12 protein-coding genes are annotated in these 13,448 nt (G+C 55.4%); 7 read left to right on the top strand and 5 right to left on the bottom strand.

The genetic code is table 11. From position 1 onward, the window contains the following. The first annotated feature begins 23 nt into the window (after positions 1-23). Positions 24-3,725 carry a salmochelin/enterobactin export ABC transporter IroC gene (gene iroC / locus EHV07_RS08325; RefSeq protein ID WP_147196871.1) on the top strand — a complete coding sequence of 1,234 codons (3,702 nt, stop codon included), beginning with the start codon at positions 24-26 and terminating at the stop codon, positions 3,723-3,725. Positions 3,726-3,806: 81 nt separating this feature from the next. On the opposite strand, the gene EHV07_RS08330 is transcribed toward iroC, so the two are convergent. From EHV07_RS08330 to flgA, 5 genes are all read right to left on the bottom strand, one after another. Then, entirely contained in the window at positions 3,807-4,748 is a 942-nt protein-coding gene (locus EHV07_RS08330) for an alpha/beta hydrolase (RefSeq protein WP_147196873.1), read from the bottom strand. 82 nt (positions 4,749-4,830) lie between these two features. Further along, a complete protein-coding gene (locus tag EHV07_RS08335) occupies positions 4,831-7,119 on the bottom strand; it encodes a TonB-dependent siderophore receptor (protein WP_147196876.1) in 2,289 nt (762 codons plus the stop codon). Between the two features lie 207 nt (positions 7,120-7,326). Next, positions 7,327-7,758 (bottom strand): flagellar export chaperone FlgN, encoded by a 432-nt coding sequence (gene flgN / locus EHV07_RS08340; RefSeq protein WP_147196878.1) that lies wholly within the window; start codon positions 7,756-7,758, stop codon positions 7,327-7,329. A gap of 4 nt (positions 7,759-7,762) precedes the next feature. After that, positions 7,763-8,062 (bottom strand): flagellar biosynthesis anti-sigma factor FlgM, encoded by a 300-nt coding sequence (flgM, locus tag EHV07_RS08345; RefSeq protein ID WP_147196881.1) that lies wholly within the window; start codon positions 8,060-8,062, stop codon positions 7,763-7,765. A 114-nt stretch (positions 8,063-8,176) separates the two neighbouring features. After that, positions 8,177-8,842, bottom strand: coding sequence for a flagellar basal body P-ring formation chaperone FlgA (gene flgA, locus EHV07_RS08350; protein WP_147196883.1), 666 nt, complete (start codon positions 8,840-8,842; stop codon positions 8,177-8,179). 154 nt (positions 8,843-8,996) lie between these two features. Here flgA and flgB point away from each other — a divergent pair, with 154 nt between their 5' ends. Genes flgB through flgG form a run of 6 tightly spaced genes read left to right on the top strand, consistent with a single transcriptional unit; the run spans position 8,997 to position 13,333 of the window. Beyond that, positions 8,997-9,410, top strand: a complete 414-nt coding sequence (gene flgB, locus EHV07_RS08355; protein WP_147196885.1) for a flagellar basal body rod protein FlgB — start codon at positions 8,997-8,999, stop codon at positions 9,408-9,410. 3 nt (positions 9,411-9,413) lie between these two features. Then, complete coding sequence (flgC, locus tag EHV07_RS08360) at positions 9,414-9,818, top strand: flagellar basal body rod protein FlgC (protein ID WP_147196887.1); 405 nt, start codon at positions 9,414-9,416, stop codon at positions 9,816-9,818. 11 nt (positions 9,819-9,829) lie between these two features. Then, a complete protein-coding gene (gene flgD, locus EHV07_RS08365; RefSeq protein ID WP_147196889.1) occupies positions 9,830-10,501 on the top strand; it encodes a flagellar hook assembly protein FlgD in 672 nt (223 codons plus the stop codon). Positions 10,502-10,526: 25 nt separating this feature from the next. After that, positions 10,527-11,756 (top strand): flagellar hook protein FlgE, encoded by a 1,230-nt coding sequence (gene flgE, locus EHV07_RS08370; protein WP_147196891.1) that lies wholly within the window; start codon positions 10,527-10,529, stop codon positions 11,754-11,756. Positions 11,757-11,777: 21 nt separating this feature from the next. After that, complete coding sequence (locus EHV07_RS08375; protein ID WP_147196893.1) at positions 11,778-12,533, top strand: flagellar basal body rod protein FlgF; 756 nt, start codon at positions 11,778-11,780, stop codon at positions 12,531-12,533. Positions 12,534-12,550: 17 nt separating this feature from the next. Further along, complete coding sequence (gene flgG, locus EHV07_RS08380) at positions 12,551-13,333, top strand: flagellar basal-body rod protein FlgG (protein WP_147196895.1); 783 nt, start codon at positions 12,551-12,553, stop codon at positions 13,331-13,333. Positions 13,334-13,448 lie beyond the last annotated feature (115 nt).

A 13,448-nucleotide genomic window follows, 5' to 3' on the forward strand; every position in this document is an offset into this window, starting at 1 on the left:
CTCTAGCAGATGAAGGAGGCGCGATGCCCACTGCTCATTCTCCAAAGCCAGCTGGCTGGATTGTACGTCTTGCTGGCGTGTGCTGGGAACGTAAGAAGTTAAGCCTGATTGTCATCTTTGCCTCGGTGTCGACCATTCTCCTCGCCGCGCTAACGCCACTACTGACCCGACAGGCGGTAAACGATGCGTTAGCCGGTGATACGACAAGATTGCCCTGGCTCGCCTGCGGGCTGCTGTTTATTGCGCTGTTCGATTTCATCGGCAACTACGTGCGCCGCGGCTATGCCGGAGAACTGTCGCTATGGGTTCAGCACACTTTGCGGGGCCGCGCCTTCGACAGCATTCAACAGCTGGATGGCGCCGGTCAGGACGCGCTGCGCACAGGACAGGTAATTTCACGCACCAACAGCGATCTTCAACAGATGCACGTGCTGTTGCAGATGAGCCCGGTGCCGCTGGCCGTTCTGACCTATTACATTGCCGGCCTTGCGGTGATGTTATGGATGTCGCCACCCATGACGCTGATCGTGGTCGTTGTGCTTGCGGGCCTGGCGTTTACCGCACTTAGCGCACGCCGTCGGGTTTTTGCGCAGACAGGTCAGGCTTCCGACCGGCTCGCTAACCTGACAGAGCACATGCGTGAAGTACTGACGCAGATCGCCATCGTTAAATCCTGCGTGGCCGAGTTAGGCGAAATGAAGTGGCTGGATCGCCAGTCACGAAAGATGGTGCGCGTGCGTATTGGTTCGGCAATCGCTCAGGCCATGCCGGGCGCGACGATGCTGGCGCTGCCGGTGCTCGGCCAGATCGTGCTGCTGGGCTTTGGTGGATGGTCAGTGATGGCCGGACGGATTGACCTCGGAACCTTCGTGGCCTTTGCCGGTTTCCTCGCCATGCTGACCGGCCCAACCCGTGTCTTCGCCTCGTTCCTGGTGATTGCGCAGCGTACCCAGGCTTCTGTTGAGCGCGTTTTCACCCTGATCGACACCAGGCCGCAAATGCAGGATGGCGTTGAGCAGGTGGCGGGTAAGGTGACAGGTCTTGAACTGGAAAGCGTCGGATTTAACTACGGCAACGGCGCTGACGTCTTAAACGAAGTGTCCTTTTCCATCAGCGCGGGAGAGACGGTGGCGATAGTCGGCGCATCGGGTTCGGGTAAATCAACCCTGCTGATGCTGCTCGCGCGTTTCTACGATACCACCCGCGGTAAGCTGTGGCTTAAAACGGATCAGGGCAGGCAGAACATCGCCGAACTGCGGCTGGATGCGCTGCGTCGGGCGGTTGGCGTGGTGTTTGAAGATACCTTCCTGTTTGCCGGTACGGTCGCTGAAAATATTGCCTATGGTCATCCGCAAGCGACCGAAGAGGACATCCGGCGTGCCGCCGATGCGGCTGGCGCGACCGGGTTTATCTCAGCGCTGCCGAAAGGATTTAAAACGCCGCTTGCCGAACGTGCGACCAATCTTTCCGGCGGACAGCGACAGCGCCTTGCGCTTGCCCGCGCGTTGCTTACGGCGCCGGGTTTATTGATCCTTGACGACACCACCTCGGCGGTGGACGCCGGCACCGAGGCAGAGATCAACGCGGCGCTTAGTGGCTATGCCGACGATGAGCATATGCTGATGGTGATCGCCCGTCGTCGTTCGACTTTGCAGCTCGCCAGCAAGATTGTGGTGCTGGAAGAAGGGCGCGTCGCTGATATCGGCACTCAGGCTGAACTTGAGGCACGATCGCCAGCATTCCGCTCGCTGATGTCCGGCTCAGGGGAATTCCTCGAAGGATCTGCCCGTTCAACCGCCGTACTCTGGCCGGAATCAGAGGTATCTGAAGCCGCTACGGCGGATGAAAATGCGGAGGGGACGGCTAACGCGCGGGAAGGTTTCCGTGAACGCATGACCCGCGTCCCGGAGCGGGCAGTAAAAATGGCGCAGGAAGGCAAAGGAAAGCGGGTCGCCTCGCTGGTCAGGCCGGTGATGTGGATGTTTATTGCTGCTGCTCTGCTGATTGCGATTGACTCCGCTGCCAGCGTTGGCGTACTGGTGCTGCTGCAACGGGGCATCGACCTGGGCGTAGCCGGGGGCAACCTGACGCTGATCGGTATTTGCGCTGCCTGTGCGCTGTTGCTGGTCGCGATCGGCTGGTGCTGCTACTCATTGCAGACCATCATCTCATCGCGTGCCGCAGAAACCGTGCAGCATACGGTGCGCTTACGAAGCTTTGGGCATCTGTTACGCCTGGCGCTGCCTTACCATGAGCAGCAGGCTGATACCCGACTAACCCGCATGACGGTTGACGTCGATGCGCTGGCGCGGTTCCTGCAAAACGGCCTCGCCGGCACGGCAACCAGCCTGATTACCATGGGCGCGATTGCCGTCGCGATGTTCTGGCTCGATCCGGTGCTGGCGCTGGTGGCGCTGGGTGCGGTTCCGGTGGTCATTATCGCCACGCTGATTTACCGTCGTTTGAGCTCGCCCGCCTATGCGCAGGCCCGCTTAGAGATTGGTAAAGTGAACAGTACCCTGCAGGAGAAAGTCTCCGGGCTGCGCACGGTGCAGTCGCATGGTCAGCAGGATGCGGAAGCCGCCAAACTTCGTAAGCTGTCGGATCGCTTCCGCGCCACCCGCGTGCGTGCGCAGAAGTACCTGGCGGTCTACTTCCCTTTCCTGACGTTCTGTACGGAAGCGTCTTACGCTGCGGTGCTGCTGGTTGGCGCATCCCGCGTGGCCGAGGGGCAGCTCACCGCGGGCGTGCTGGCAGCCTTCTTCCTGCTGCTTGGGCAGTTCTATGGGCCCGTTCAGCAGCTCTCCGGCATTGTCGATTCTTACCAGCAGGCCTCGGCCAGCGGCAGGCATATCGATGAATTGCTGGCAACCGAAGGCGCAGAGCAGGTACAGCCATCGGCTCCGTCGTCAGTTGTTCCTCTGCACGGCGATCTGACGCTGGATCAGGTCACGTTCCATTACCCGGGCAGCAACGAGAAAGCGCTGGATAAGCTTAACCTCTCCATCCCGGCAGGCTCGGTCGTGGCGGTGGTCGGAGCCAGCGGCGCGGGCAAGTCGACAATGGTTAAACTGATTGCCGGTCTTTACGTTCCTTCAGCAGGCCAAATTCGCGTTGGCGGACGCTCGGTTAATGAGATGCCGCTGGCAGACTACCGTTCCCAGGTGGGTCTGGTCGAGCAGGATGTGGCATTGTTTAGCGGCGATATCGCGGAGAATATTCGCTATGCGCGGCCGGAGAGTACCGATCGGGAAGTGGAAAATGCGGCTCGCCAGGCCGGGCTGTTAGCGACGGTGCGAGCGCTGCCGCAGGGATTCAGAACGCCGGTGAGTCACGGTGGCGCAGGATTGTCGGCAGGGCAGCGTCAGCTTATCGCTTTGGCTCGCGCGCACCTTGCCAATGCGCATGTTCTGCTGCTTGACGAGGCGACGGCACGTTTGGACCGCGCTTCTGAAGAGGCGCTAATGACCTCGCTGGCCGACGGTGCTCGTCAGCATGGACGTACGGCGCTGGTGGTGGCGCATCGGCTCACCACCGCCTGTCGATGCGATCGGATCGCCGTCATGGCCGCAGGCCGCGTCGTCGAATATGGCTCGCACGCTGAACTGCTGGCAGTGGATGGCCTTTACGCACGTCTGTGGCATGAAAGTACGGGCAAGGCCCAGGGATCCCGAACGGCGGCGGCACAGACCATCGAAGAAGGAATTGAAGAGGTATTATCCTGAAGCGGTAATATTGCTGCCACCTCATCAGAAAAAGGCTATCTGGTGAGGTGGCTGCTGAAAAGCCTAAACCGGAGGCGCGCTTTACCGGGGAACCGGTGGTGCATTGCTGGCGGGATTTTCTGCCATATTCAGCAATGCCTGCTGGAACCCAGCGTTGAACGTCTGGCCATGCGTGAGTTCAGGATGGGACCAATACCCGGCAGGCAGTCCAGCCTTGTGAAGCAGTGACAGCGTAGCGCGGATTTTATCCTGCACATCCGCAGCGGGTGCCTGCGGGTTTTTGCTGGAGGCGGGACTTCCTTCAATAAACCAGAGCTGCTTGTGGTCGTATTGCTGACGGTTGACGGCCCCGAGCATTTTAAGTAAATCAACATATTCACTGTTTAACGTCGGACTGGTCGAATAAAAAACAGTAAATAACGACGAGGACAAATAGGCGTTAAGCACATACAGGCCGCCGAGAGAATGTCCCCAAACCCCACGTTTATGTGTATCAATGTTCAAGCCTCGTTCCGCAACGGGTGCGATTGTCGCTTCCAGCAGATGTTGGAAAATGATACTGCCGCCGCACTCTCTGCTGCGCTGCTGTTGGCAAGGCTTACCCCTTGCTGTCACCGGTGGCGTGTAGTCAAACGATCGGGCGTTAAGCTCAAAAGGCTCAACCGTCTGATAACCTACCGCGGCGATAACCGGTGGATTATTTTCTGACAGTTTCTTCAGTAATGGCTCAGATAATCTGTCCATCACCGCATTCCCATCCAGCAGGTAAAGGATCGGAAAGCCGGACGGCGGCGGCGTTTTATTGGGCACGCCGGTCCAGACTTTGTAATGCCTTTTGCCATCCGCAGAGTCGAATTCGTTAACGGAGAAGTGATAAAACAGGGATCCTTTATCCGCGATATTGGGGCCAAGCGGGGTCATATCGGGTCTGGCATCACTCTTTATGGCAAACAGGAAGGTAAAGAAGAAGGCGGCAAGACGTAAAGCATTGCGGCAGTTTTTGTGGTTTAACCGGTAACTCATTGACACACTCTCACCATTTACTCTTTCTCGAATGCTGCGGAGCGGTTCCCGCAGCTTTATCAAACCGATCCCAGCTTCGGGATCAGAAATGCAGGCCCAGCTCCATATAATAAGTGCGGCCCGGTTCATTATAGGTATTGGCACCCGCGCCCCACAGGTATGCACCTGTTGTCGCGTTTCCGGTGCTTTGGGCGTTGCCTTCACGGAAGTGACGTTTATCGAACAGGTTATCAATACCGGCCGTGACATCCATATATTTCGTCACGGCATAGGTGCCGCTTACGCCAACCAGCGCATAAGGCTTAACCTGCCGGGTTTCGCTGCCGGAGGTGGCTTCTCCTTTGTAGTTATATTTTTTCGGCTTCTGGCGGCCGTACCAGGTTAGCGTTCCCTGCAAGGAGAGATCGTTCGTGGCCTGCCAGTCCAGCGTCGAGTTGATGGTGTATTTCGGGATGATCGACAGGTAATCGCCGGTGGTTTTGTTTTGGTTTTCGATAATATAAGTGAAGTTGTTTTTCATCGAAACGGACCCGGCGATCGGGAAGTTAAGCGTCCCTTCCAACCCCTCAACCACCGCTTTAGGTACGTTTTCCCACTTATAAACATCCGAGGTGCCGTTGGTGTATTCCGCCGAATAACCCGCTTCGATTTTGTCGTGGTAGTCGTTGCGATACCAGGTCAGACCGGCCTGCACCTCTTCGTGGTGATACTCAATGCCAATCTCTTTATTGACGCTGGTCTCCGCCTTCAGATCGCTATTTCCCTGTAGGTAGCAGTAGCCGGCGCTGTCATAGCAGCCCTGGCCTTTACTGAATAACAGATAGTTAGGATTGGTCTGGTACAGGTTCGGCGCTTTCCAGGCACGGGCAATACCCAGCTTCAAAGTGAAATCGCTGCCCAATTCCTGCGATAAATTCAGCGCCGGACTCCAGTTGCTTCCGGTGATGCTCTGATGATTAAAACGGATACCCGGCGTCAGCAGCGTTGAATCCGTCAGTTCAATATTGTCTTCGGTGTAGAGGCCATAGATATCGGCCGAGCTGTAGATATTACGCCCCGAGTCAGCAATTCCCTCTACCGAGCCTCCGGCCGTGGTAGATTCAGTATTCGACGAGGGATCTCGCATCGCCTGATGATTCATCTCCGCGCCCAGCGTTAGCGTCTGGTTAACCCACAGGTCGAAGGGAATATTCACATCTGAATGTAGGTTAGTGTCATACAGCGTGATGGTGGAGAAACCTTCGTCAGAGGGGCTGAAGATCCCGGCGATCCCACCCGATAATCCCTCATTGAGCCGGGTATTACGCGTCTTTTCAAACTGAACGTAGTTGCTGGTGGTCACGCCGTTATCCCACGCCCCGGTATATTTCAGGCTGAGCGACTGACGATAAAGCACGTTTGTTTCTTTGCCGTAATATTTCTTCACCAGCGCATTGCTGTTGGTGTTCTGCGTATCACCCGCATAGAGATTGCCCTGACGGCTAAAGCCGGTATCCAGCTCCAGCGCCTGCTGCGGCATAAATTCCCAGCGCAGGGCGGAATGGATATCTTTATTAATAAAGCCTTCGCGACCTGACGGATAAGATCCGGCATAGGATCCGATACGCGGCGTGGTGTGGCTTTCATTTATATCCTGGGCATCTGCCTGCGTTTTATTCCAGTTGCCATACAGGCGCAGGGTAAGATTATCCGCCAGCGCGCCGCTTAAGCTGGCGTTATAACGTTTGGTGGTGCCCTCAGATTTATGCTCCGGCATATTGAGGTAGGTATTAAAGTTACCGTGCCAGGCATCTGTTGTCGGTTTGGTAATAATATTTACCACGCCGCCCATTGCGCCATTGCCGTAGAGCGCTGCGGCCGGGCCACGGATAACCTCAATGTGGTCGATCATTTCCGGCGGCACCCAGTTGGTGTCGCCGCGAGTATCACGCTCGTCGCTCCAGCCAAACCGCACCGAATTACGGCTGCCGACCGGCATACCATCAACCAGAATGAGGGTATTTTCCGGGCCCATGCCACGAATATCAATTTGTCGGTTATTACCGCGCTGACCGCTGTTGGAGTTGCCGGTAAGATTTACGCCAGGCATGGTGCGAATAATCTCAGCGACGTCACGTTGAATGGGATGCTTTTTAATGGCCTGACTGTCGATAATGGAGACGCCGGGCGCCTGTAATGTCTGTTCCCTGGCCGTGACGACCAGCGTATTTTCGCTGCTGCTTTTATTATTAGTAACAGCCAGTTCGTTACTATTTTCTTTATTACTGGTCTGCTGTTTAATCCCTGTATTTTCATTGGCCATTGCCAGAGAAAATCCCTGACTGCATGCAATAAGCGAAGCCAGTAAAGAATATTTATACGCAATTTTCATAATGGTATTAAACACCTGCCTGTGTGCTATAAATGAAAACACAAACTATAATGAGAATGATTATTAATTACAATCAACTCTTTTCCGGCAGGATGAGATAAGGCTAATGCATTTCGTTTATTCAGCATAAAAAAACTGCTCCTGACTCAGTTGATTACCAACTTTTCGGGAGCAGTTCAGGAAGTGGGGCGCAGGTAATGCGCTGGCTTACACCTTACGGCTAATAAAGCTGCTGGATGTCGCCTGACCGTTTGGGCCATAGAACTTCTGCGTATGGTGTGGTTTCAGCACTTCAATCGCCTGTTCGGTAAAGCTGATCTGGTGATTGAGCAGCAAACCGTTATGAAGATTCATATCGCGCAATCTTACGGTTTGCTCCTGAATCGCAGCCCAGCGGCGGGCCAGATCGGGCTGATTGCTGTAAGGCGCATGAACACCCACTTCTTTATCGGCATCCCGACGCAGCTGCTCAATAAAATTGAGCGTGCCGAGCAGAGAGCTTTTATCTTCGGTAATGCGTTGAAGTAAGCTGCTGTTGATCTGGCCACCTGACAGCTGCTGCTGCTCTGCCATCATCACTTCAGCCAGTGTGGTCAGTACTTCCAACATTTTATCAAGGGCGCCTGGCAGCTTATTCATTGACTTATTTACCTTCTATAGAGTCTTTAGCTTGCTGAATCAGAGCATCGGCGATTTTGCCGGTATCCATTTTCAGTTCGCCGTTTTTGATGGCGGTTTTTAACTGTTCAACGCGGGCAGTGTTGATATCCTGCGCGCTGTTTTTAGTTAACTGAGACTGTGCACCACTCAGTACTACCTGAGTACCGGCGGATTCAGTCGTTTTCGTCTCGACCGGACGTGCTTTAGGCGTGATAACCTCGTTAGTCTCACGCTGCTGTACCGTACTGGCCGGTTTCATCGGTTGAGTTCTGTCGATGCTCATATCTGACTCCTGTATGCTCAGGCGATCTGTTGCCTGATAATAAGATAAGTGTATTGCGTCTGTTATTTACACTATCGGCAGAGATGAGGTCATCTTTAGGGCTTTATAAGCGCTTTATAACGATATAAGAATATTCCCATCCCCGCCTACTTTGCCGCTGACAATCTGCCCGGAGTTTAATCTTACCCGGACCAGCTGTGCGGCGGTGGCATTATTCATCGCCCGACCCTCACTGGTCACGTTAAATCCGTCGCCGCTGGCGGTAACGTTCACGTTATCGCCCGCTTTAACCTTCCACGGCTGGCGGACCATCATCTTTGTTAGCGGCTGGCCGGGAGGGATATCCCGCAGCGTCACCGCGTCAACGACGTCGGTCATCGAGGTCACGGCCATTGCGGGCAGCGTGTCCAGTCGACCATGGGCTGTTTTCACATCATCTGCGGTAATGGCAGTACCGCGAGCGACCATGCGCGCAGCAACCAGATAATCACCTGTAACCTGAATCTGTACCTGAATATAGCGACGGTTCCGATCGCAATTTGCGGCCACGCTTAAGTTGCCCCACATCCGGCTATTGCCCGGTAAGGAGAATTGCGGCGCTTCACACGTGGGCCACTGCGCCTGCGGCGTTTTCACCACCACGGTCAGGGTATCGGCACCCGTGCCGTTTTCCCCATAGCGAGCTTTAAAAAAATCAGTGAGCTGAGCGGTTAAATCGGCCGCGCTGACTGACATCGTCACCAGGCTCAGCCCCATCAGAAAGAAGTTCACACCACGCATTGCTTTATCCCCCGTACAACATGGCAGCAATTCTACGCACGGGGCTGCAATGTCAAGGCGCAAATTAACGACGATTTTTAGCGCTATTCAAACGATCGGAATAATCCGAGAAGGTTATTCTCTCCTCACTGAATTTTCATATTGCGGAGGAAGCATGCTCGACAAACTGGATGCAGCACTGCGGTTTAACACAGAAGCGTTAAATCTGCGTGCCCAGCGGCAGGAAATCCTGGCATCGAATATCGCCAATGCGGATACCCCAGGTTATCAGGCGCGCGATATCGATTTCGCCAGCCAGATGAACAAGGTAATGGAGCAGGGGCGGTCGCAGGGTGCGGGCATGTCGATGGCGGTGACGTCATCTCGCCATATCGCGGGACAATCACAGGAACCTGCGTCGATGGATTTGATGTACAGAGTGCCTGACCAGCCCTCGCTGGACGGCAACACGGTTGATATGGACCGGGAACGTACCGAGTTCGCGGACAACAGCCTGAAATACCAGACCGATTTGACGGTTATCACCGGACAAATCAAAAGCATGATGTCCGTGCTACAGGGGCAATAAGTTATGTCTTTACTGAATATTTTTAATATCTCCGGCTCGGCCATGGCTGCCCAGTCACAGCGTCTGAACGTTGCCGCCAGTAACCTGGCTAACGCCGACAGCGTGACCGGACCAGACGGCCAGCCTTATGTCGCGAAGCAGGTGGTTTTCCAGACCGATGCCGCACCGGGTGCAGCAACCGGCGGCGTAAAGGTCGCGCAGGTTATTGATGACCCAACGCCGGCAAAACTGGTGTACGAACCGGGTAATCCGATGGCGGACGCAAAAGGTTACGTGAAGATGCCAAACGTGGATGTCGTCGGCGAGACCGTTAACACCATGTCGGCATCACGCAGTTATCAGGCCAACGTTGAAGTCCTGAATACCGTTAAACAAATGATGATGAAAACCCTGACACTGGGTCAATAAGGAAAAGGCTGATGGGCATTACAGTTGGCGTTAATGAGAAGTTAGACAACTCCTCGATTACTACTTCGTCGTCGACTACCGATACGTCGGCAGCAGACTTACAGAGTAACTTCCTGACCCTGCTGGTCACGCAGTTAAAAAACCAGGATCCGACGAATCCAATGGATAACAGCCAGCTGACAACTCAGCTGGCGCAGATCAATACCCTGAGCGGCATTGAAAAACTGAATACCACGCTGGGATCGATTTCCGGCCAGATCAGCAGCGGGCAGTCGCTACAGGCCTCCACGCTGATCGGTCACGGTGTGATGGTTGACGGTACGCAGGTACTGGTCGGCAGCGGTCAGACCACGCCGTTCGGTGTAAGTCTGGAGCAGGCTTCAACCGCCTCTACGGCAACGATTACCGACGCCTCAGGCAAAGTGGTACAGACCATTAATCTGGGCGCACTGAGCGCTGGCGTGCACACCTTCTCATGGGATGGCACGGCGGCAGACGGTACAACCGCTGCAGATGGTAAATATTCCGTGGCAATCAGCGCCAGCAACGCCAGCGGTCAGCTGGTCGCGCAGCCGCTGAACTATGCACTGGTTAATGGGGTGACTAACGACACTAGCGGTGCCGTTCTAGACCTCGGCACGATGGGTACGACCACCGTCGCGAATGTTCGTCAGATTATTTAATTAACCCCTTTTCAGGAGTCTACACATGGCATTTTCACAGGCAGTCAGTGGCTTAAACGCCGCGTCCAGCAACCTTGACGTTATCGGCAACAACATCGCCAACTCGGCAACGGTTGGCTTTAAATCCGCGACCGTTTCTTTCGCCGACATGTTCGCTGATTCTAAAGTCGGTCTGGGCGTTAAAGTGGCTGCGGTTACTCAGGACTTTAACGACGGTACTACAACGTCAACCAGCCGTGGGCTGGACGTGGCAATCAGCCAGTCTGGTTTCTTCCGTATGACCGACAGCAGCGGCGCGGTGACCTACACCCGTAACGGCCAGTTCACCCTGGACGAAAACCGCAACATCGTTAATGCCAACGGCCTGCAGCTGACTGGCTATCCGGCAACCGGTACGCCACCAACCGTTCAGACCGGTGCTAACCCTGTTGCACTGAGCGTTCCGACGACCGCAATGGCGGCGAAAGCGACCACTACGGCTGCGCTGACCGCTAACCTGAACTCAACCGACAGCGTACCGGCGACCACGCCGTTCGATTCCACTAACACGGATACCTATAACAGCAAAGCGTCAATGACGACTTATGACTCGCTGGGTAACGAACACACCGTCAACCTGTACTTCGTGAAAGGGGCGACCGATTCCACGACTAACCCGTCGAATCCTACCACTACCTGGAACGTGCAGGCTGTTGACGCCAGCACCGGCGCGGCGGCTGGCAGCTTCGACATGACCTTTAACAGCAGCGGTCAGCTGACCTCTACAGCGACCCAGACGATCAGCCTGGCGTCACTGAACGGTTCTGCACCGAGCAGCTTCACCCTGAACATGGCGGGCAGCCAGCAGCAGAACACCGGTACTGATACCTTCGGCAACCCAACGCAGGACGGTTACAAACCCGGTGAACTGACCAGCTACCAGATCAACAACGACGGTACCGTTGTCGGCAACTACTCCAACGAGAAGACGCAGACTCTGGGTCAGATCGCGCTGGCTAACTTCGCTAACCCGGAAGGCCTGAAATCTGAAGGCAACAACGTCTGGTCGGCAACCGCATCTTCTGGTCAGGCACTGGTCGGCATCGCCGGAACCGGTAACCTCGGCACCCTGACCGCAGGCGCGCTGGAATCTTCCAACGTCGATCTGAGTAAAGAGCTGGTGAACATGATTGTGGCACAGCGTAACTATCAGTCTAACGCCCAGACCATCAAAACTCAGGACCAGATCCTCAATACCCTGGTCAACCTGCGTTAATTCGGCTAACAGGATCGTCTTATGGATCACGCGATATATACCGCAATGGGGGCCGCAACACAGACCCTCCAACAGCAGGCAGTGACGGCCAACAACCTGGCCAACGCCTCAACCCCGGGCTTCCGTGCGCAGCTTAATGCGCTGCGCGCTGTCCCGGTTCAGGGCGAGTCGCTTCCGACTCGTACGCTGGTAACCGCCTCAACGCCGGGGTCAGATATGACGCCAGGCGCGATGGACTACACCGGGCGCTCGCTGGACGTCGCCGTTCGTCAGGATGGCTGGCTGGCAGTCCGCGCCGCAGATGGGTCAGAGGCTTATACCCGTAACGGCAACATGGAAATTGACCAAACCGGACAGCTCACCATTCAGGGCAACCTGGTGATGGGCGACGGGGGGCCAATCGCCGTGCCGCAAGGGTCGGAAATCACCATTGCCGCTGACGGTACGATTACCGCGCTAAACCCGGGCGATTCGCCGAATGCCACCGTGCAGCTTGGCCGTCTGAAGCTGGTGAAAGCCACCAGTTCAGAAGTGAACCGGGGTGATGATGGTCTGTTCCGTCTGACCGATAGCGCCCAGGCACAGCGTGGCGCGGCTTTACAGAGCGATCCGACCATTCAGGTTATGCCTGGCGTACTGGAAGGCAGCAATGTCAGCTCCAGCCAGACCATGGTCGACATGATCGCTAACGCACGACGCTTCGAGATGCAGATGAAAGTCATCTCCAGCGTCGATGAGAATGAACAACGCGCTAACCAGCTGCTGTCAATGAGCTAAGAGCAGAGGAACTTAACATGATCAACTCTTTATGGATTGCTAAAACCGGTCTTGACGCTCAGCAAACCAATATGGACGTCATCTCGAACAACCTGGCAAACGTCAGCACCAACGGCTTTAAACGCCAGCGTGCCGTGTTCGAAGATCTGATGTACCAAACTATTCGTCAGCCTGGCGCGCAGTCTTCCGAGCAGACGACGTTACCTTCTGGTATGCAGATGGGTACCGGTGTTCGTCCGGTTGCGACCGAGCGCCTGCACACTCAGGGCAACCTGAACAAGACCGATTCGTCGAAAGATGTGGCGATCAGCGGTCAGGGTTATTTCCAGGTCCAGATGCCCGATGGCACCGTAGCCTACACCCGTGATGGCTCATTCCAGACTGACCAGAATGGCCAGCTGGTGACCAACGGCGGTTTCCCGGTGCAGCCGGCTATCACCATTCCGGCTAACGCCTTAAGCATGACCGTAGGGCGTGACGGTGTGGTTAGCGTGACCATTCAGGGTCAGACCGCGCCGACTCAGGTTGGTCAGTTAACGCTGAGCACCTTTATTAACGATGCGGGCCTGGAAAGCAAAGGTGAAAACCTTTACCAGGAAACGCAGGCATCTGGTGCGCCGACTGACAGTACGCCGGGCAACAACGGTGCGGGTTTGCTGTACCAGGGCTACGTTGAAACCTCAAACGTTAACGTCGCCGAAGAACTGGTCAGCATGATTCAGACTCAGCGCGCCTATGAGATCAACAGTAAGGCAATCAGCACGTCCGATCAGATGCTGGCCAAACTGACTCAGCTGTAATACCCGTCATCCTTTAAGCCACAGGCGCGTTGGCTGCGTTCGTTCACCCGAATCACTTACTCAAGTAAGCTCATCGGGGTTCGCTCCCTTGCCGCCTTCCTGCGACTTGAATTAT

The organism is Pantoea sp. CCBC3-3-1 (assembly GCF_007981265.1).
Lineage (GTDB): Bacteria > Pseudomonadota > Gammaproteobacteria > Enterobacterales > Enterobacteriaceae > Erwinia.

What these genes read in the sequence shown, in the direction of transcription:
- iroC (WP_147196871.1), top strand. Translation starts at nt 24, where the DNA reads ATGCCCACTGCTCATTCTCCAAAGCCAGCTGGCTGGATTGTACGTCTT.
- EHV07_RS08330 (WP_147196873.1), bottom strand. Translation starts at nt 4,748, where the DNA reads ATGAGTTACCGGTTAAACCACAAAAACTGCCGCAATGCTTTACGTCTT.
- EHV07_RS08335 (WP_147196876.1), bottom strand. Translation starts at nt 7,119, where the DNA reads ATGAAAATTGCGTATAAATATTCTTTACTGGCTTCGCTTATTGCATGC.
- flgN (WP_147196878.1), bottom strand. Translation starts at nt 7,758, where the DNA reads ATGAATAAGCTGCCAGGCGCCCTTGATAAAATGTTGGAAGTACTGACC.
- flgM (WP_147196881.1), bottom strand. Translation starts at nt 8,062, where the DNA reads ATGAGCATCGACAGAACTCAACCGATGAAACCGGCCAGTACGGTACAG.
- flgA (WP_147196883.1), bottom strand. Translation starts at nt 8,842, where the DNA reads ATGCGTGGTGTGAACTTCTTTCTGATGGGGCTGAGCCTGGTGACGATG.
- flgB (WP_147196885.1), top strand. Translation starts at nt 8,997, where the DNA reads ATGCTCGACAAACTGGATGCAGCACTGCGGTTTAACACAGAAGCGTTA.
- flgC (WP_147196887.1), top strand. Translation starts at nt 9,414, where the DNA reads ATGTCTTTACTGAATATTTTTAATATCTCCGGCTCGGCCATGGCTGCC.
- flgD (WP_147196889.1), top strand. Translation starts at nt 9,830, where the DNA reads ATGGGCATTACAGTTGGCGTTAATGAGAAGTTAGACAACTCCTCGATT.
- flgE (WP_147196891.1), top strand. Translation starts at nt 10,527, where the DNA reads ATGGCATTTTCACAGGCAGTCAGTGGCTTAAACGCCGCGTCCAGCAAC.
- EHV07_RS08375 (WP_147196893.1), top strand. Translation starts at nt 11,778, where the DNA reads ATGGATCACGCGATATATACCGCAATGGGGGCCGCAACACAGACCCTC.
- flgG (WP_147196895.1), top strand. Translation starts at nt 12,551, where the DNA reads ATGATCAACTCTTTATGGATTGCTAAAACCGGTCTTGACGCTCAGCAA.